Below are 18,746 nucleotides of genomic sequence, written 5' to 3'. Positions count from 1 at the left end.
TCTTCACGTCAGCAGTGTGTGACCCGTCACACCTAGGAGGCGTTCGATGCGCACCGCGCCCGAGGGAACCAGAGACGATCTGCAGGGCACGATCGCCCGGATTCGCCGGTCGGTGCAGCGGATGGCACGGACAACGATCGACCGCTACATCGCCGCCTCGCCGCTCTACACGCAGACCGCGGTGCCCGAACATTTGCACCGGGAAAGCGCGCACACCGTTCGATCGATGTTCGAGGTGTGCCTGCAGTCGATCACCGACGAGTCCATCGACGTCGCCGACGCGATGCGCGAGAACATCGAACGCGGCACCGAACGAGTCGCGGAAGGGTTGCCGCTACGGGAGTACATGCGCTGCTGGCAGATCGGTTTCGACGTACTCTCCGAAGAACTGGAACGCGAACTCGGCACCGACCACGGACTGTTCTGGTTCGCATTCCGCCGAGCCCATGTCACCTTTGACGGCATGCTACGAGAGGTCATCTCCGCGTACGAGATCCACGCCCACGACCTCATTGCGGCGCAGGACCGAAACCATGCCCCCACCATCGATGCTCTCCTGCGCGGCGACGGGTGGGTGTTCGACGCCCCGGACTCCGTCCCCGCCGAACCGAGCATCATGTTGCTGCACATCGGTGACACCCTCGCCGAGGGATCCGGCGACCGGAACACCCGATCACTGGCGGCCACGCGGAAGGTCCGCGCGATCCGCGCTCACCTCGCCAGGGCGGTCCCCGGCCTATGGCTCATCGATGTCCGGCCTCGGCACGCTCGGATTCTGATGCATCCACCGATCGGGGCTCTCGACCCGCTGGCCGTGGACCTCGCGCGGGTCAGCGGCGCACCAGTGACGATCGCGATCGAGGACGCCACCTCGATCGAGGATCTTCCGCGTGCGGGCACCACAGCCGCCGAGGTACTCGACATCGCGGTCCGGTCCGGCCGCACCGGCACGGTCAGCCGAATGAGCGATGTCGCACTCGAGCACCATTTCGCCCACACCAGTGCGTCGCTGCCGGTGCTGCTGGAGCGCTGCGCCCCGCTGCGATCGCGACCCGACCTGGTGCACACCCTCCGGGTCTATTTCACCAGCAACCTGGATCGTCGGGCCACTGCGGACACCCTGGTGGTCCATCCCAACACCGTCGACAACCGGCTCATCCGCGTCCGCGAGCTGACCGGCCTCGACGTACACGTCACCACGGAGCTACTCACTCTCGCGGTCGCGGTCAGCGCCGCCACCGTTCACCCCGACGCGGGGGCTGACCACCCGCAGTGAATCTGTGATCGGTCACAAATTGGGGCCTGCAGGGTGTGCGCGCAGACGATTGTCCGGCTGATGCCCGGTGCACAGAATGAGGCGCATGGATCGCAGCGTCGCGGTCCGACACCCACGCCGAGGAGAGCGCCACATGACGGACATCATCGACTACGCCGACAAGGTCTGGAAGGGCGAAGCCAACCAGAACGCCTACCACCACGGAGACCTCCGCACGGAGGGGATGCACTGCATCGCGGAAGGCACATACATGTGGCCGGCGTTCGGCAACGTCTACGTATTTCCCACCAAGGCTGGCCTTTTCGTGTACGACACCGGCGACCGCCGCACCGCCGAAGACCTGTTCGCAGCCACCCGGCGAATCTCCGAGCAACCGGTGCACACGGCGGTCTACTCGCACGGACACGTCGACCACGTCTTCGGCATGGAACCCTTCGACACCGAAGCGCGCGAGCGCGGTTGGACCCGCCCCACGGTCCTCGCACACGAAAACGTCACCCGCCGGTTCGACCGTTACAAGGAAACACGCGGCTACAACGGCATCATCAACCAACGCCAATTCCAGGCACCGAACCTGGTGTGGCCGGACGAATACCGATACCCCGACGTCACCTTCGCCGACCAGACCACCCTCGCCGTCGACGACCTGCAGGTGCAACTCCATCACGCCCGCGGCGAGACCGATGACGCCGCGATCGCCTGGATCCCCGACCGCAAGATCCTGTGCTGTGGTGACTTCTTCATCTGGGCCAGCCCCAACGCCGGAAACCCGCAGAAGGTGCAACGATTCGCACACGAGTGGGCCCGAACCCTGCGGTGGATGGCCGACCTGGGCGCCGAAATCCTCCTCCCCGGACACGGGCTCCCCGTCCTCGGCGCCGACCGAATCCGCACCACACTGACCGACGCCGCCGAACTTCTGGAAATCCTGCATGGCCGCACCCTCGAGATGATGAACGCCGGAGCGACCCTCGACGAGGTCGTGCACAGCGTCGCTGCCCCCGGGGAACTCCTCCGCAAGCCCTACCTCGCCCCCTCCTACGACGAACCGGAATTCGTCATTCGCAACGTCTGGCGCCTCTACGGCGGCTGGTACGACGGCAACCCCGCACACCTCAAGTCCGCCCCCCGCGCCGACCTCGCCCGCGAGATCGCGGACCTCGGCGGCGGCGCCGCCCAGTTGGCCGAGCGGGCACGCGCCCTACTGGCACGAGGCGAACACCGGCTGGCGGGACACTTCGCCCAGATGGCTACCGACGCCGATCCGCAGAATCGCGACTCGCATCAGGTCCGCGTCGACGTCTTCGGCCAGCTGGAACAAGGCGCCACTTCCACTATGGCGAAAGGCGTCTACGGATGGGCGGTGGCGGAATCGCGGGCCTTCCTCGACGGCAGCGACCACGCGACCGAACTGAAGGCCAAAACGGCCGGCCGCGCGCGATGGGCATTCTGACCTCATGCCATCCTCGTCCACCAGCGGACTCAGGTTCGGTGGATGAGGAACCGGACTGGCCGGTGTTCGCTGCAGCGGGGGAGCCTCGGAACGACCAGACACGATGCGGTGCTCGTAGCTCTATTCCTCACGGCCCCAACGGTCGCCGCTGCCGCGACCGCCGCCTTCGCCCGACAACCGCACTCGCGAACTACAACTCGCATTACACCTCAGTCCGGCTCGCCTCATTCGCGCGTTGTCAACCGCGAGGTGTCAACCGCGAGGTGTGTCGCTTGGCTACCTCGAGGTCGGCGTCAGCGATTCCGAGCGTGTCCTGAGCGGCGCGGAGGGCGTCGACGGCGCTTTCCAGCGTCTCCGGTGCCGTGGTCGGGTCGCCGGGCGCGTCCACGTCGAGTTTGTTCGCGTCGAGGTCTGCGTAGGTGCGCTCGAGGTCGAGGAGGGTTCGACGGAGGGCGTGCAGCGCATCCCGGACCTTGGTTACCTGCTCGTCGAGGTCAGCGGGCGTGCTCACACGATCACGTCCCGGAGCACGGCGTCGGCGTGGGCGAGGTATGTCATGCGATCACTCCATCCGTTGTGAAATCAGCAGGGTCGTGCAGGCCCACCCGCTTCACGTCCGAGGGCCTCAGCTGGTCGGGACCGGCGGCGCGAGCGGCTCCGAGGACGGCTCCTGGGGCGGCGGCTGCTCAACGGGTGGTTGCGTGGCCGGGTTGTCCGACGGCTCGGGCGGCGGTGGTTGGGTGATCGGGTTGTCCGACGGCTCGGACGGCGGTGGTTGGGTGATCGGGTTGTCCGACGGCTCGGGCGGCGGTGGTTGGGTGATCGGGTTGTCCGACGGCTCAGGCAGTGGCGCTTGCGGTGGCGGGACCATCGTGATGGTGGGCTCAGGGCTGATGTACGGCAACGTCTCGGGCGGGAGCGTCGTCGTGGGTAGCGGAGGCATTGAATTGGGCGGGAGTCCGGGAAGCTGCAGATCCGGGGGCAGCTGGGTTCCCGGCAGGGGCTCGGTTCCCGGCACGGTGGCCGGCGATGACGTGGTCTGCGTCGGTGTGTCGGTGGTGGTGGTGCCGGGAGTGGTCGTGGCCGGTGGCGTGGTGGGGGCGATCTTCTCGAGTTCCGCGGCCAGCTTCGCCCGCCACACGTCGAGTTCGTTGCGCTTGTCGGCGTCGCGTACCCCGCCGGCACGGTCGGCGGCGCCGTCGAGCAGGTTCTTCGCCGACTCCGCGTCGCCCGCGGCGATCAGCCGCTCGGCCTCCTGCAGCTGCGTCGTGGTGTCGATCTGCGCGACCGTCGAATCGGCCTGCTGACTGAACACGACCGACTTGACGCTCCACAGCGGATCACCGGGTTCGGCGTTGTACGAGAAGATGGTGGCACCGCCCATGACGACCGCGATCGCGGCGGCAGCGCCTGCGATGGGCCGCAACAGGCGGAGCTTGCCGCGGGCGGCGCTGCGTGCGGAACGGGCGTTGTCCGAGGCGTCGATCGCCGCGATCACGTCGTCGAGCAGCGGTCCGGTCGGCATCGGCGTCGACACGATGTCGGCACGCCAATTGGTCAGCAGAAGCGCGAGCTCGTACTGCTCCGGCGAGTCCGTTGCGACGGGACCGTCACCGGCGATCGCGTCGATCAGCGCATCGTCGCGGCGCACAGCCGCGAGGTCCGCCGGTGCGTCGTCTCCTGGGAGATCGGCATCGGGATTGCCCTTGCGCTTGCTGCCCCTAGCCACACCTCTCACCTGCCGTCATTGTTGACTACATCTAGTACGTCGGTGACGGGCTCCGACTTGTTACCCCACGTCAGAGAAGAGCGACAAGAAATCGGAGCCCTCCACGTCGGCTGTGAGCTACCGGGGAGTTGTCCGCACGTCAGTTTTCGCACGACCACACCCGTCCTCTTCGGGCCGACCCCGGCGCTCTCGGGCGGTCCTGAGGCCCTGGGCCGGGGGTCGACGTTCCAGCAAGGGCATCGTCTACGGGGTGGACGATCCTCCTAGGTGGATTATTCCACCGGTGGCCGGTACTCGGCGAGGCTCAGCGGTGTCGCACTGCGGGCGGAGAAATGGTCGACCGTGACCGCGACGTCGATGCCGGCGACGTCGAGGATCGTGCACAACCCGCTGAGCCGATAGGTCCCGCCCGATCGAGAGGGTGTGGCATTCTCACGAGGTGCGACGGTGTCGAGGGGAGAGTGGGGTGGCCGGTTCGCCGGCTGCGACCACGTCAGGGGTAACCCCTGGCTCGGCAGTATTCGTCGGAGACACCGTCCGACGCGCGACCGCATGCTCCGCGTGCTCCGGCGCGCCGCAGACGACAGATATCGGTCACCTCGCACCGTCGCACACATGACGGCCCGCCCGGCTCTGTCGCCCGAGATCGCTCGTCGTCTCGCAGCGGTGGCGACTGACGGAGCCTGGACGAGGGCCGGGCTCGTGCTCCGCTTCGAGGAAACCGGAGTGCCGGACGCCGGCCGGATCGCGATACGGCTCCACGACCTCATGCCCACGCCACCGATCGGCGGCATCGACAGCGTCCATCGGCTGCTGTCGGAACTTCCGCTGATCGCACCACCGGAGCCGATCGTCGACGAGGTGTCCGGCAACGACTGGAAGTTCGACGTCCCGCAGTGGTCGCGCACAGCCGCGGTCGCCGAGGCGGTCGGCCTCACCCCCACCGAACTCGACTGGTTCGCGGATTCCGGCGGGTGGCTGCGCACGAAGGCGCCGCCGCTGCAGCACTACCGCTACCGGATCCGGTCGGACAACCGCCTGCTCGAAGCGCCCAAAGAACGCCTCCGGGAAGTGCAGCGCCGGGTCCTGCGGACCGTTCTCGACCGCGTTCCGCCCCACGTCGCGGCGCACGGATTCGTCCGAGGTCGCAGTGTCCACACCTTCGCCGCTCCGCATGCGGGGCACGAGGTCGTGCTGCGCGTCGACCTTCGCGCCTTCTTCCCCTCGGTCTCACGGACGCGGGTGCAGGCGGTCTTCGACGCACTCGGCTATCCGGCCAGGGTGTCACGGGTGCTCGCTGGGCTCTGCACCACGTCGACCCCGCCCGGTGTCCTCGCGCAGCTTCCGTTCGACACGGCGAGCCGGCTCCGGGGTGCACACCTGCCGCAGGGGGCGCCGACGTCGCCGGCTCTCGCCAATCTCGTTGCCCACCGGCTCGATCGCAGATTGACCGGACTCGCGCGAACCCACCGCGTCGCGTACACCAGGTATGCCGACGATCTCGCGTTCTCCGGGTCGGATCTGGCGGTGGACCGACTGATCCACGCAGTCGGTCTGATCGTGGCGGACGAAGGCTTTTCCGTCCACCCGGGAAAGACCCGGGTGATGCGAGCACATCGACGCCAGCACCTGGCCGGGCTGGTGGTCAACACTCGTCCGCAGGCCGCCCGCGCCGAGTACGACGCTGTGAAGGCGCTGCTGTTCAATTGTGTTCGGCACGGACCGGATTCGCAGAATCGGGACGGCAGACCGCACTTTCGCGAGTACGTTTACGGACGCATCGCCTGGGTCGGGGAATCGAACGAGGGCAGGAAACGTTCGCTGCACGCCTTGGCCGCCCGGGTCGACTGGACGGAGCAGCGTCTCTGACTTCACCCGCGGCCGACGAACGGCATGCGGGCGGCCATGATCGTCATCGTCGGCACGGTGACGTCCAGGGGGAGTTCGACCAACCGGGTGACCGCGTCCGCGACGTACCGCGGATCGAACGTGGGTTCGGCTCGCATGGATCCGTCTGCTTGGCGCGCGGATTGGCCGATCCCGGCGGTCATGGCGGTTTCGGCGTTCCCGATGTCGATCTGGGAACAGCAGATGTCGTGGTCGCGCCCGTCGAGTGCGATCGACTTGGTCAACCCCGAGACCGCGTGTTTGGTTGCGGTGTAGGCGACGCTGGCAGGTCGGGGTGTGTGTGCAGACAGGGAGCCGTTGTTGATGATCCGCCCGCCGCGGGGTGTCTGCGACTTCATCATTCGGACGGCTTCCCGCGAGCAGAGGAAGACTCCGGTCAGGTTCGTGGCGACGGTCTGATCCCAGTCCTGCGGTTCGATCTCGTCCACCGCGCCGGAGGGGCCGAAGGTGCCGGCGTTGTTGACGAGTACGTCGAGGCGGCCGAATCGTTCCGCCACCACAGCGAAGAGGTTGTGCACGGACTGAGGTGAGGTGACGTCGGCGGGGACGACGAGCGCGTGGTCGTTCCCGTGCGCTGTCTGATCGAGGGCCTCGCGCGTCCGTCCCGTCAGCACCACGCGATGCCCGGCATCGAGTAGTCCGGTCGCGATGGACCGCCCGATTCCCGAGCCGGCACCCGTCACGACGATGACCCGTTCCGTCACGTTCACTCCTCAGCTCGATCGACAACACGTGGTTCGCGAACAACCGATGGTAACCACCGAACCGCCGCCGATCGCGGGTGTTCGGCAGCCGCTGGTCGGCCGGCAGGTTCGTGGCGCCCGCAGGAATCACGGTGCGCCGAACCCTGGAGTGGGGGAGCGGAGTCGGGTTTCCTGTCCCGGTGACCATCGCAGACTTCGCACTTCGTACCGCACTGCAGCAGCGATACTGGGACCCCGCCCTCACCGAACCCGCGCAGTGGAACCCGGTTCTGGAAGCTCTGCACTCGCACCGGTCGGTTCGCCGCTACCTGCCCGATCCGCTGACCGACGAGACTCTCGACGTCCTCGTCTCGGCGGCACAGTCGGCCGCCACGTCGTCGAACCTCCAGGCATGGAGTGTCGTCGCGGTCCGCGACCCCGACCGGAAGGCTCGCCTGGCCGCGCTCGCCGGCGACCAGGCTCACATAGTCGAAGCCCCGGTCCTGCTGGTCTGGCTCGCCGACTTCGCCCGGGTCCGCCAACTCGCCGGCGACCGCGGCGCGCCGATCGAGGGCGCCGACTTCCTCGAGAGCAGCTACCTCGGGTTCATCGACGCCGCCCTGGCGGCGCAGAACGCCGTGACCGCGGCGGAGTCTCTCGGCCTGGGAACGGTGTTCATCGGCGCGATCCGCAACAAGCCCGAGGAGGTCGCCGCGGAACTCGGCCTACCGCCCCACGTGTTCGCGGTGTTCGGGCTCGTCGTCGGACAACCCCATCCAGACGCAGATGCCCAGATCAAACCGCGTCTGCCCCGACAGGCGGTGTTGCACCACGAGACGTACGACCTGCCTGCCCAGCGCGACCACATCGATGCCTACGAGGGGCGCATCGCCGCGTTCTACGGCGCCCAAGAGCTCGAACATTCGTGGACTGCACGTGTTCTGGACCGACTCGCATCCGCAGCGCGGCTGAACGGGCGGGATCGGCTGAAGGAATCACTCATCCGTCTCGGCTTCCCACTTCGCTAGAGGCGTGTCCTTGACTTTGTGAGCCAGTCCACTACAACTAGCTCTATGGAGCGGATCCGGTAGAGGACGCCGTGGGTACTTCGAGGCTCGGCGACGTCGAACTGACTTATCAGCTGCGCGAGCGCGGTGAGCGTGTCGTGCTCGTCCATGCCAGCGCCTTCGCCTCGTGGTATGACCCGCTGATCGAGCAGCTGACGGCGTATTCGACCCTGCGGTATCGTCGGCGGCTCCGAAAATCGGACAGTGGGGTATACCGGGCGCTCACGGTCGCCGAAGATGCCGGAACCTGCGTCAGCGTGATGGATCATGTCGGCTGGGACGCAGCCCACATCGTGGGGCACTCCTATGGTGCGCTTGTCGCGCTCCAATTGGCGACGGAGAATCCTGGGCGCGTCGGCTCGGTGGCACTGCTCGAACCCGCAATCCGGGGGGTCGCCAGCTCGGAGCAGATCATCGTTGCGCTCCAACCGGTCATCGCTGCCTACCGATCGGGCGACAAGGCGGCCGCGGTGGACGGGTTCCTGCGCCATGTGTGCGGCGACGGCTATCGAGGCGTGCTCGACCGGATGGTTCCACACGCCTTCGACGACGCACTCGAAGAGGCTGACTTGTTCTTTCAATCGGAGTTGCCGGCCGTGCAGCAGTGGAGTTTCGGAGCAGCGGAGTCCGAGCGCATCACGCAGCCGGTGCTCAATGTGCTCGGCGCCGAGTCCGCGCCGCGGTTCGTCGAAGGAAGCGAGCTCCTGCAGTCCTGGTTCCCGCGGGCCGAGAGACTTTCCGTGCCGAAGGCCGGGCACCTTCTGATGGTCCAGAACCCCACGGCAGTGGCGCGGGGCCTGAAGGATTTCTTCTCACGTCATCCGATCGACCAGGTCGGGAGTGCGCTTCGTCGCCGCAGTCTCTGATGGGTTCGGAAAGGCCCGGATCGCGTCGCTCGGTACCGCTGACGCGCCGGCGAAGCGCGGTGCGTCACGCCGGGTCGGTGGCTCTGCGGGGCTGGCGGCGATGGTGGAACCGGGCGCGCTGCAGATCCAGGAGCGTCGCGCCCTCGGTATCTGCTCGCTGCTGCCGGCGGGCGATGTCGTCCCGAACGGCAGTCGTACGTCGGTGAAGTTCCGCCGCTCGGCCGTCGGCGTTCTCGTCGTCGAGAAAATGGGCGGCCGCGCGATCGCACCGAATCAGCAACTGTTCATAGGCGAGACGCGCCGGCGCTCGTTCGTCGAGTTGCGTGATCGCGACGTCCTCCACGAATTGCAAAGGGATACGCAGTAATTGGTAATTCATTCGCAAAAGTGTCATCGGCACGCCGCGCAATGTTGTCACGATCGGGGATGCTAGCTCCCGCGGACGGCGAGTGCGCCGCGTTTCGCTATTGCCGGGCGGGCGGCCGATCGTGATGTCGACTGTCCGTCCGCCGCCCACGCCGGTGGCGATGACTGCCTGACCGGACGGTCAGTTCGCCACCGTCTTCGGAAACACCGAATTTACGAGATTCGGGATTGCGTGATCTGTGATCACAAACTAGTCTGAGATGGTCCGGGTATGACGGGCATCACCATCACACCCGATATGTGCGACTCGACCCGGCCTGGCTTTCAACGGCGCTACCACAAGCCAGGACGGGCGTCCCGAAACAAGGATTCGCCACACACTCGCCGATGCCTCCGGTGAGCGACGCGGCGCAAGTCAAGGAGATATGAAGTGCGAGATGTAGTTGTAGTCGGCGCGGGCCTGGCCGGACTCTCGGCCGGCTGGCGGTTGCGTCATTGGGACACCCTCGTTCTGGAGTCCGACGAGCGCGTCGGTGGCCGTATTCGCTCCGAACGTCGCGGGTCGTACTGGCTGAACTGGGGTGGCCACGTGTTCGCCGGCCCCGGATCCTCGACCGAAGCCCTGCTCAACGAGGCCGGCGTCATGTCGGTCGACATCCCCGGGTCGCTTCAGGCGCTCTCCATGAACGGGAAGTTCCTGCGCAAGGGACACATCGCCACCTATCCGTTCCGGATCCCGATGTCGCTGTCGGCGCGGGTGGCGACCATGCGCGCCGGCATGAAGGTGGTGGCGGGCGTCGGCAAGTACACCGGAGTGGTCCGCAAGCGCGCCGGTGAGTCGGGCGCCATGCGTCAGCAGCGAATCTACGACTTCGCGAACGACGAGTCTTTCCTCGACTTCGTCGGAGACCTGCCCGAGGACGCGGCCGCCCTGTTCAAGACCACCGTTACCCGGTCGGCGGGAAACATGGACCAGATCTCTGCAGGCGCCGGCATCGGCTACTTCAGCCTGGTGCTCGGCTTCGGGCAGGGCCTCAGCCGCGGCATCGTCGGTGGGCCGTCTACCCTCACCGAGGCCCTCGCCGCATCGCTGGGTGACCGCGTTCAGCTTGGTGCCGCGGTCCACGAGGTCGTGCACAAGAAGGACTCGGTGATCGTTCGCTATCGCCAGGACGGCCGTGACCACGAGGTGGAGGCGCGAACGGTCGTGCTGGCCACGACCGCGGACGTGTCCCACCGCGTCGGCGTCGACCTGCCGGACGACCTGCGCGACGCGCTCTCGCAGGTCAAGTACGGCCCCCACGTCAGCTCGGCGTTCCTCACCGACGAGAAGACGAAGCAGCCGTGGGACGACATCTACGCCATCGCTGCCCCGAAGCGTTCCTTCGCGATTGCCCTGAACCAGGCAAGCATCGTGCGCGGCAGCGAATCCGTCCGGCAGCCGGGCGGCAGCTTCATGACGTTCTCGCCGGCAGCCCTGGGTCAGGCGCTGCTCGACAAGAGCGACGAAGAAGTCGTACAGACTCACCTCGCCGATCTCGAGCAGATCCTCGGGCCGGGATTCTCCGACACGGTCGTCGAGGCCAAGGCCGCGCGATGGAAGAATGCGTCGCCCTACAGCTTCCCGGGCCGCGCGAAGCTGCAACCCACGCTGACTCGTGGAGCCGGTCGCGTCTTCCTGGCCGGCGACTACCTCGGAACGCTCTACACGGAAACGTCGATCACCTCCGGGTTCTCCGCCGCACAAGAGGTGACCAGTGTGCTTGCCACACACCGTCAGACCCGTCACAGCAGCCCCGTGGTCGCACAGGCCGCCAGCGCCTGACATTCCGCACACCCAACACCCGCCAACGATTCAGGAGTCACTTTTATGTCCAAGCAACTCAGCGGTGTCCTCACTGCACTGACCACCCCGTTCGACGCCGACGAGCAGATCGACGTGAAGAAGCTCCAGGTCGTGGTGGACCGCTCGATCAAGGCGGGCGTAGACGGAGTCGTCGCGGCCGGATCGACCGGTGAGGTCGGGGCGCTGTCTTCGGACGAGCGCCTGCGGCTCGTCGACACGGTCATCGAACATGCCGATGGCCGGGTGCCCGTCATCGCTCAGACCGGTGCCACGACAACGGCAGAAGCCATCCGGCTTTCCCGCGCCGCCGAGAAGTCCGGCGCAGACGTGCTCATGCTGATCACGCCGTTCTACGAGCCGCTTTCGACCGAGGAGACGGTGACGTACATCAAGGATGTCGCTTCGTCGGTGGAACTGCCGATCATGCTGTACAACATCCCCGCGGTCACTGGCGTGAACCTGAATCCCGGCACCGTTCGCTCGCTGGCCGAAGAGGTCGACAACATCCGATACATCAAGGATTCGAGCGCGAACTGGGAACAGGCGCTGCAGCTGATCCACCACCACAGTGACGTGATCGGTACGTTCATCGGCTGGGACTCCTACATCTACAGTGCGCTGGTCGAAGGCGCTGCCGGGGTCATGGCAGGTGCCGCGAACGTGGTTCCCGACGAGATCGTCGCCGTCAACCGGCTCATCGCCGACGGCGACCTCCACGGCGCGCTCGGCAAGTGGCGTGACCTGTACCCGGTGATCGATTCGATGATCTCCGTTCCGTTCATCTCCGCCGTCAAGGCGGGACTTGCTCTGCAGGGTGAGCCGGTCGGAGCTCCCCGTCGGCCCACGGCAGAACTTCCCGCCGAGCAGGTCGAGCGCATCGGACGGGCTCTGAAGAAGCTCGCTGACCGGAGCGGGTAAATCGTGCCGGAAATCGACTGGGCCGAGTTACTCACGACTCTGGCAGACGGTATCTGGGGACCGATGGCCTATGTCGTCCTGGGCCTCGGGTTGGCGTACACCATCGCCATGAAAGGCATTCAGTTCCGGCGCATTCCCGACATGATCCGCCAGCTGAGAGAGCACAGCGAGGGCGAGGGCGGCCTGTCCTCCTTCCAAGCGCTCGTGCTCGCTCTCGGGAGCCGCGTCGGTGTCGGAAGCATCGCGGGCGTCGCAACGGCGGTCGGCGGTGGTGGACCGGGCGCTCTGCTGTGGATGGCCGTGACGGGACTCGTCGGCTGTACCGTCGGATACGCCGAGGCCACCCTCGCGCAGGTGTTCAAACGCCAGGTGGAGGACGAGGACCGGCAGAAGGCCGGCGAGGACATCGGCGGCATGCCGTACTACATCAAGTACGGACTGAAGCTTCCGAAGGTCGCGGCACTCATCGCGTTTCTCGGGCTGGTCGGCTACGGCTTCATGTTCCCCGGGTTCCAGGTCAGCACGATTGCGTCCAGTGCTCAGCTGGCGTTCGGATTGCCGAGCTGGGTGCCTGCCGTCTTCGTCACCGCTCTGATCGCTCTGGTGATCTTCGGCGGCACGACGCGGATCGTCAAAGTCACTCAGACTCTCGTCCCGACGCTTGCAATCGGGTACCTCGTGCTGGCACTGGCCGTGATCATCGCGAACCTCGAAAGCGTCCCTGACGCAATCAAGCTCATCGTGAACTCGGCATTCGGTATCGATCCCGTGCTGGGCGGTATCGCGGGCGCCGCAGTCGCGTGGGGTGTACGCCGGGCGGTCTTCGCGTCCGCGAACGGCATCGGTGAGGCCACCTTTGCGGCCGCGGCGGCGCGCACCTCGCATCCCGGCAAGCAGGGCCTCGTCCAAACGTTCAGCATCTACATCGATGTCCTGCTGATCTGCATGGCAACGGGTTTGATGATGGTGGTGTCCGGCCAGTACAACGTCTCGGACGGCTCCGGCGGGCATCTCGTCGAGAATCTTCCCGGCGTCGAGGCAGGGCCGAACTGGGTCCAGAAGTCCATCGACACACTGGCGCCGGGATGGGGTGCGGGATTCATCGCCGTGGCCGTGTTCCTGTTCGGCTTCACCTGCCTGCTGCTGTACTACTACGTGGCGAACTCGAATCTCCTGTTCCTGCTGAACGGGAGGAAGGGGCCGGTGCCCAGGCTGATTCTCAAACTCGGCACACTCGCGATCGTCTTCGTGGGCTCCGTGGTGAACGCCGGAATCGTGTGGGCCATCGGCGATATCGGACTCGGAATGATTGCCTGGATCAACCTCGCCTGCCTGGTACTGCTGTTCCCTCTGGTCTACAAGGTCTACCGCGACTTCGAGCAACAGAAGAAGCGCGGACTCGACCCGACGTTCGTCCCGAAGTCGCTCGGCATCGAAGGAGCCGACTTCTGGGAGGAGAGCAGCGCCGCGACCGTTACGGCAGATCGCAAAGATTGAGCTCTTTCGTCCGGGGGCCGTGCACTGCGTCGATACGGTGCGGTGCACAGCCCCCGGACGGCACCCGCGTAGAACACCTTGGAGGTTCGTCCGATGTCCACCCCCACCCGTACCGGCCACACTCTGGTCCGCCGACCCGCCGACCCGCCGACGGTTCATTGATCGTCTCCGACGATCTTCCGCCGTCGCAGCACTACATCGGCGGAGAATTCGTCGCAGGCGAGGCGGGCTCGTTCACGGACATCGTCGACCCCGCCACCGAGACCGTCATCGCCCGAATCCCCGAAGGCACCACCGCAGACGTCGACCGAGCCGTCGCCGCCGCGGTCGCCGCCAAGCCGGACTGGGCGCGGCTGGTCCCCAGACAACGCTCGGAAATACTGCACCGCATCGCCGACCGACTCGAACAGAACTCCGAGATCCTCGCCCGAATCGAATCCGCCAACACCGGCAAACCCTTCGAGGTGTCGAACGACGACGTCGCCGGCACCGTCGACACCTTCCGATTCATGGCGGGCGCATTTACGTGCCACCACCTCCCTCTCCGCGGGCGACTACGCCGAGAACCACCTCTCGCTCATCCTCCGTGAACCCCTCGGCGTCGTCGGTGTCGTCACTCCGTGGAACTACCCCCTACTGATGGCCGCCTGGAAACTCGCACCGATCCTCACCGCCGGGAACACCGTCGTCATCAAACCCTCCGAGCAGACCCCGCTGACGACGCTCGAGTTCGCCGAACTCGTCGGCGACCTGCTGCCTGCAGGTGTCCTGAACGTCGTCACCGGCCTCGGCGCCACAGTCGGAGCAGGGCTCACCGAACACCCCGACCTCGACATGATCGCCCTCACCGGATCGGTCGGGAGCGGCAAAGCCGTCGCACGCGGCGCTGCGGAATCCCTCGAGCGCGTTCACCTCGAGTTGGGCGGCAAGGCACCCGTCGTGATCTTCGCCGACGCAGACCTCGACGACGCCGCAGTTTCCCTGCGCGCCGCAAGCTATTGGAACTCCGGACAGGAATGTGGCGCCGCCTGCCGCATCCTCGTCCACGAGTCGGTCGCCGACGCCTTCGTCGACAAGCTGGTCGCGCAGGTTGCCACTCTCGTCGTCGGCGACGTCGAGATCGGACCCCTCGTCTCGAAGGCGCACTACGACCGCGTCGCCGGGTACCTCGAACGCGCTGCGCAGCAGGGAATCACCGCAGCCATCGGCGGATCCGGATTGGACGGCCCCGGCTACTTCGTCGCACCGACCGTGCTCGTCGGTGTGCCCGACGGCGCCGAATGTGCGCGCGAGGAAATCTTCGGCCCCGTCGTCACCGTCGAAACGTTCACCGACGAGGACGACGCAATCCGCCGCGCCAACGACGTCCCCTTCGGACTGTCCGCATCGGTCTGGACGGAGAACGCCCCGTCGCAGCCACGATGTCGCCGCCCGCATCGACGCCGGAACCGTGTGGGTGAACTCCCATCTCGTCCTCGCGAACGAGGTCCCCTGGGGCGGCTTCAAAGGATCCGGCTACGGGCGTGACCTGTCGATCTACGCACTCGACGACTACTCCCGCACCAAACACATCATGCACAACCACGGGCGCTGACCTGTCACCGATCCGCGCTCTGGGACGCTCGGTCAGCGGGTGGTCGCGGGAGTGGGGGTCAATGCGACGAGCCACGTCGTGTAATGCTCGACCACGGTGCCTCCGAGTTCCCGGACGGCGGCGGCAGCGCGGTCGGCCTCCTCCGAGGTCCAGTCACTGAACGTCGAGAACAGCCGGAAAACTTGCCGGTCGTTCAGTTCGATGTTCCATCGAAACGTGCGGACCACGTCGACGGAGAACAGGCTCGAACGAGTCAACTCTTCGGAGAGCGCCGCAACATCGTCCGGATCGGGTCCGACGCGTGGTGACGCGCCGCGGTCCTGCACGATCCGTGCGACACGCTCCCGGAACGGGGTCCTGGTTTCGGGGTCTCCGAAGACGTTCCGCCACACCAGGAACTTTCCATCGGGGGTCAGCGCGCGGTGGATTTTCGGAAGAACTATGTCGAGGTCGATCCAATGTATCGAGGTGGCCGCGATTGCGATATCGAAGCCACTGTCGGGAAGCTCGACGTCCTCGGCGCGTTCGTTGATGACGACCGCGTCCGGATGTGCACGTCGAAGGCGTGCGGCGAGGCGAGGCCCGGGTTCCACGGCGGTGACGTCCAGGCCCGCGGCGAGCAGGGGACCGGTCGCCTGCCCGGTTCCCGCTCCGATGTCCAGGGCACGGCGGCCACGCTCGAGAACACCGAGACCGTGAAGGTAGTCCCACAGGGCCGGTGGATACGGCGGCCGCGCCTCACCGTAGATTTCGGCGTGCGCCTCGAAGTGCATCGGATCGGCCACGCTCGCGATTCTAGATTTCTTCAGCGGCGCCGACCGCTGTCCACTGTGCGCTGGGCGCCGCTCAGCCGGGCGGTGACGCGCCGTCAGCCGAGTTCCTCGGCCAATGCGACGATGATTCCCGCGGGGCCGCGGAGGTAGCAGAGCCGGTAGCTGTCCTGGTACTGCGCCACCTCTCCCACGAGTTCCGCGCCGCGGGCACGCAGACCGGCGACCGTGGCGTCGATGTCGTCGACGGCGAACATGACGCTCCGTAGACCCAGCGTGTTCCCCATTGCGTTCTCCGGCTCGGCGCTGATGGCCGTCGGGTTGTGGAATTTCGTCAGTTCGAGCCGGCCGTGGCCGTCCGGGGTCCGCATCATCGGGATGTCGACTCGGACGTCGTCGAGCCCGTTGACGCGGTCCACCCAAGGTCCCTCGATCTGCGCCCCGCCCTCCTGCTCCATGCCGAGTTCTACAAAGAACGCAATAGCAGACTCGAGATCGTCGACGATGACGCTCACGTGGTCCATCCGCTTGAACGTCATCGGGTTCTCCTTCTTCGCGTGCGGCCGGTCGCGGCCGCTGGTGTGATAGATCGGAACGCCGGATCTGGCATCGGTCGACTGTCTCACCGATCGGAGAGTCCCGCAGGCGGTTACTGATTGGTGGGCTGCCGTCAGGGCCGGTACAGCCAGTTCAGTTTTCCGTCGGTCACGGCCGGTGTCCATCCACCGTCGAATGCCGCTCCGGTCTCCAGGCTCTCAACTGTTGACGTAATTTCTAGTACTTCCTGATCCGAAAATGAGGTGACGTGCCAGCAGTGTCGACACGTGCCTTCTTCCGGTGGAGCGCAGCGAAACCGGAAGCGGTGGAGCGCAGCGAAACCGGAAGTTCGTTGTGGTGTTGTGTGTGTTCTTGTTGTGATGTTGATGCGGTTCACGCTGCCGGGGCCAGGGTGACGGTGTAGCCGAGGGCTTCGAGTTGACGGATGTGGTTGCGTTTCTTCGTGTCCGGGTTGATATGGCGGGTGAAGTGCTCGGGGCCGAGATCGCGGAAACGGGCATCCGAGTTCTGGAGCAGGTGCCACACGATCACCAGGATGGACCGACCGACGGCGACGATGGCCCGTTTCTTGCCGCGGCGGCGGGCGATCCGCCGGTACCGGGCGGCGAGGAAGGTGTCGGTCCTGCCGACCACGACGGCGGCCTCGCCGAGCGCACGGGCGAGGTAGCGGTTGCCGTGCCCGGTGGAGCCGTTGCCCTTGGACTTGCCGGCGGAGGAGTTGATGCCGGGTGAGAACTTCGCCCAGGAGCACAGGTGCCCGGCGGTGGGGAACCTCGACATGTCCAGCCCGACCTCGGCGATGATGTCCGCGGCGGCGACCGGGCCGATCCCGGGGATCTCATCGAGGCGTTCCGCCGCGGCCGTAAAAGGGGCCAGATGCGCCTCGATCTGGTCGTCGACCGCGGCGATATCAACGTCGATGGCATCGATCCGGCCCAGCATCCGCGCCAGCAGGAACCGGTGGTGCTCGTCGAAGTGCCCGTTGAAGGCCTCCTCGAGGAGTCCGATCTTCGCCCGCATCCGGGCCCGCGCCATCTGCGCGAGCACCTTCGGGTCCCGCTCGCCGGCGATCAACGCGTCCGTCATCGCCCGCCCGGAGACCCCGAAGATGTCCGAGGCCACGACGGAGAGTTTGATGCAAGAGTCGGCCCGTCACCGCGAACGTGCCTTCCTCGATCGTCTCCCATCCGGTCGGCGTGGTCGTCGGCGGTGTGGTCCGCACGCTGATGCCGACCTCCGCCGGGCCGTATGTCGCACCTGTGTAGACCGCGACGAAGTCGGTTCCCAAGAAGATGAGACGACCACACGAATCAGAGCTCAGGTCGCCGTTCTGAATCCCCGCGCCACCTTGCAACGTCTGGACGAAGAGGAGAGGAACCCTGAGATCGATCGTTCGGCGCGTTTCCATCCACGGATGATGTCATCCGGTGTGCGCAGCCGTGGAAGACAGACCGGAATTCCACTCGCGCATCGGGAATCGGTAGGTCAATGAAGGGTGGGTCGGTAGATGAGCTCCTGGATGTCACCGTCGAGCGTCCGGTTCTCGAGCAGCTCCAGGTCGAAGTCGGCCGCACCCTGGAAGATCGGGTCATCACCGGTCTTGCCGGTGATCACAGGGAAGAGCGTCACCTGCAGGCGGTCGACGAGGCCGGCGGCCATCAGCGCCCGGTTCATCGACAGACTGCCGTGTGAGCGCAGCGGCACGTCGGACTCCTGCTTGAGCCGGGCGACGATATCGACGGCGTCACCGCTCACGATGGTAGCGTCCGGCCAGTCGAGAGGTCCTTCCAGCGTCGTCGACACCACCGTTGCCGGCAAGCTCCTCATCCGCGTGACCCACGGGTCACGCACCTCCGACTCCTCGGTGCTCGATGCCAGCATTTGCGCGAATGCCCGATAGGTATTGGCCCCGAAGATCATCCGCTGCTCCGAGTCGTACAAGGCGAGACGGTGGTCGAGTAACTCCGGGCCCTGCTTGCCCCAGTAGCCGCCCCAGTCGCCACCGCTGACGCCGCCGTAGCCGTCGAGGCTGGAAAAGACGTCGAAGGTGTAGGTCGCGGTCATGTCGTTCTCCTCGAGTCAGGTTTCGATCGATATGGGTACAGACTGGGATCAACTGCGAAACTCATCGTCGTCGACTGGCCGCAGCGTTGTCGGGATTTGCGACGTCGCGCTGAGGTCGGCAGTCGTGGGCGCGCTGATGAAGAACTGGCCA

At 66.3% G+C, this 18,746-nt stretch carries 18 protein-coding genes and 1 pseudogene; 11 read left to right on the top strand and 8 right to left on the bottom strand.

Going from position 1 to position 18,746, the window contains the following annotated elements:
- Nucleotides 1-46 precede the first annotated feature (46 nt).
- Both ROP_RS02595 and ROP_RS02590 read left to right on the top strand, forming a co-directional pair.
- A complete protein-coding gene (locus ROP_RS02595) occupies nucleotides 47-1,276 on the top strand; it encodes a PucR family transcriptional regulator (protein ID WP_012687804.1) in 1,230 nt (409 codons plus the stop codon).
- 133 nt (nucleotides 1,277-1,409) lie between these two features.
- Nucleotides 1,410-2,729, top strand: a complete 1,320-nt coding sequence (locus ROP_RS02590; RefSeq protein WP_043824119.1) for an alkyl sulfatase dimerization domain-containing protein — start codon at nucleotides 1,410-1,412, stop codon at nucleotides 2,727-2,729.
- Nucleotides 2,730-2,967: 238 nt separating this feature from the next.
- On the opposite strand, the gene ROP_RS02585 is transcribed toward ROP_RS02590, so the two are convergent.
- Nucleotides 2,968-3,240, bottom strand: a complete 273-nt coding sequence (locus ROP_RS02585) for a hypothetical protein (protein ID WP_012687802.1) — start codon at nucleotides 3,238-3,240, stop codon at nucleotides 2,968-2,970.
- 114 nt (nucleotides 3,241-3,354) lie between these two features.
- A complete protein-coding gene (locus ROP_RS02580) occupies nucleotides 3,355-4,467 on the bottom strand; it encodes an anti-sigma-D factor RsdA (RefSeq protein WP_012687801.1) in 1,113 nt (370 codons plus the stop codon).
- 657 nt (nucleotides 4,468-5,124) lie between these two features.
- On the opposite strand from ROP_RS02580, the gene ROP_RS02575 reads away from it, so the two are divergent.
- Complete coding sequence (locus ROP_RS02575; protein WP_231868852.1) at nucleotides 5,125-6,327, top strand: reverse transcriptase family protein; 1,203 nt, start codon at nucleotides 5,125-5,127, stop codon at nucleotides 6,325-6,327.
- A gap of 2 nt (nucleotides 6,328-6,329) precedes the next feature.
- On the opposite strand, the gene ROP_RS02570 is transcribed toward ROP_RS02575, so the two are convergent.
- On the bottom strand, nucleotides 6,330-7,076 hold the full coding sequence (locus tag ROP_RS02570; RefSeq protein ID WP_043824116.1) for an SDR family oxidoreductase: 747 nt from the start codon (nucleotides 7,074-7,076) through the stop codon (nucleotides 6,330-6,332).
- A 173-nt stretch (nucleotides 7,077-7,249) separates the two neighbouring features.
- Here ROP_RS02570 and ROP_RS02565 point away from each other — a divergent pair, with 173 nt between their 5' ends.
- Both ROP_RS02565 and ROP_RS40960 read left to right on the top strand, forming a co-directional pair.
- Entirely contained in the window at nucleotides 7,250-8,077 is an 828-nt protein-coding gene (locus ROP_RS02565) for an NADPH-dependent oxidoreductase (RefSeq protein WP_012687798.1), read from the top strand.
- Between the two features lie 71 nt (nucleotides 8,078-8,148).
- A complete protein-coding gene (locus ROP_RS40960; RefSeq protein WP_012687797.1) occupies nucleotides 8,149-8,982 on the top strand; it encodes an alpha/beta fold hydrolase in 834 nt (277 codons plus the stop codon).
- A 64-nt stretch (nucleotides 8,983-9,046) separates the two neighbouring features.
- On the opposite strand, the gene ROP_RS43970 is transcribed toward ROP_RS40960, so the two are convergent.
- The gene (locus ROP_RS43970; RefSeq protein ID WP_080512431.1) at nucleotides 9,047-9,376 is read right to left on the bottom strand and encodes a hypothetical protein; all 330 of its coding nucleotides are present in this window, start codon (nucleotides 9,374-9,376) and stop codon (nucleotides 9,047-9,049) included.
- A gap of 402 nt (nucleotides 9,377-9,778) precedes the next feature.
- Here ROP_RS43970 and ROP_RS02550 point away from each other — a divergent pair, with 402 nt between their 5' ends.
- The 6 genes and pseudogenes from ROP_RS02550 to ROP_RS45050 all read left to right on the top strand — a co-directional run bounded on the left by ROP_RS02550 (nucleotide 9,779) and on the right by ROP_RS45050 (nucleotide 15,203).
- On the top strand, nucleotides 9,779-11,173 hold the full coding sequence (locus tag ROP_RS02550) for a protoporphyrinogen/coproporphyrinogen oxidase (protein WP_012687795.1): 1,395 nt from the start codon (nucleotides 9,779-9,781) through the stop codon (nucleotides 11,171-11,173).
- Between the two features lie 45 nt (nucleotides 11,174-11,218).
- On the top strand, nucleotides 11,219-12,112 hold the full coding sequence (gene dapA / locus ROP_RS02545) for a 4-hydroxy-tetrahydrodipicolinate synthase (RefSeq protein WP_012687794.1): 894 nt from the start codon (nucleotides 11,219-11,221) through the stop codon (nucleotides 12,110-12,112).
- 3 nt (nucleotides 12,113-12,115) lie between these two features.
- Nucleotides 12,116-13,609 carry an alanine/glycine:cation symporter family protein gene (locus ROP_RS02540; RefSeq protein WP_012687793.1) on the top strand — a complete coding sequence of 498 codons (1,494 nt, stop codon included), beginning with the start codon at nucleotides 12,116-12,118 and terminating at the stop codon, nucleotides 13,607-13,609.
- Between the two features lie 158 nt (nucleotides 13,610-13,767).
- Nucleotides 13,768-14,199: an aldehyde dehydrogenase family protein gene (locus ROP_RS44785; RefSeq protein WP_012687792.1), complete on the top strand. Its 432-nt coding sequence runs from the start codon at nucleotides 13,768-13,770 to the stop codon at nucleotides 14,197-14,199.
- Nucleotides 14,189-14,962, top strand: a pseudogene (locus tag ROP_RS44780) (aldehyde dehydrogenase family protein); the annotation flags it as partial. The gene ROP_RS44785 and the pseudogene ROP_RS44780, both read left to right, overlap by 11 nt.
- Complete coding sequence (locus ROP_RS45050) at nucleotides 14,871-15,203, top strand: aldehyde dehydrogenase family protein (protein ID WP_331457966.1); 333 nt, start codon at nucleotides 14,871-14,873, stop codon at nucleotides 15,201-15,203. The pseudogene ROP_RS44780 and the gene ROP_RS45050, both read left to right, overlap by 92 nt.
- 32 nt (nucleotides 15,204-15,235) lie before the next feature.
- Here ROP_RS45050 and ROP_RS02530 read toward each other — a convergent pair whose 3' ends face one another.
- From ROP_RS02530 to ROP_RS02515, 4 genes are all read right to left on the bottom strand, one after another.
- Complete coding sequence (locus tag ROP_RS02530; RefSeq protein ID WP_012687790.1) at nucleotides 15,236-15,988, bottom strand: class I SAM-dependent methyltransferase; 753 nt, start codon at nucleotides 15,986-15,988, stop codon at nucleotides 15,236-15,238.
- 83 nt (nucleotides 15,989-16,071) lie between these two features.
- Nucleotides 16,072-16,512, bottom strand: coding sequence for a VOC family protein (locus ROP_RS02525; protein ID WP_012687789.1), 441 nt, complete (start codon nucleotides 16,510-16,512; stop codon nucleotides 16,072-16,074).
- A gap of 391 nt (nucleotides 16,513-16,903) precedes the next feature.
- Nucleotides 16,904-17,653, bottom strand: a complete 750-nt coding sequence (locus tag ROP_RS02520; protein WP_012687788.1) for an IS110 family transposase — start codon at nucleotides 17,651-17,653, stop codon at nucleotides 16,904-16,906.
- 363 nt (nucleotides 17,654-18,016) lie between these two features.
- Nucleotides 18,017-18,595 (bottom strand): dihydrofolate reductase family protein, encoded by a 579-nt coding sequence (locus tag ROP_RS02515; protein WP_012687787.1) that lies wholly within the window; start codon nucleotides 18,593-18,595, stop codon nucleotides 18,017-18,019.
- Nucleotides 18,596-18,746: the final 151 nt, after the last annotated feature.

This window comes from Rhodococcus opacus B4, from assembly GCF_000010805.1.
In the GTDB taxonomy this organism is placed as follows: Bacteria; Actinomycetota; Actinomycetes; order Mycobacteriales; family Mycobacteriaceae; genus Rhodococcus_F; species Rhodococcus_F opacus_C.
Note: the sequence above shows the minus strand (reverse complement) of the source record. Positions and strands in the feature narration are given on the sequence as shown.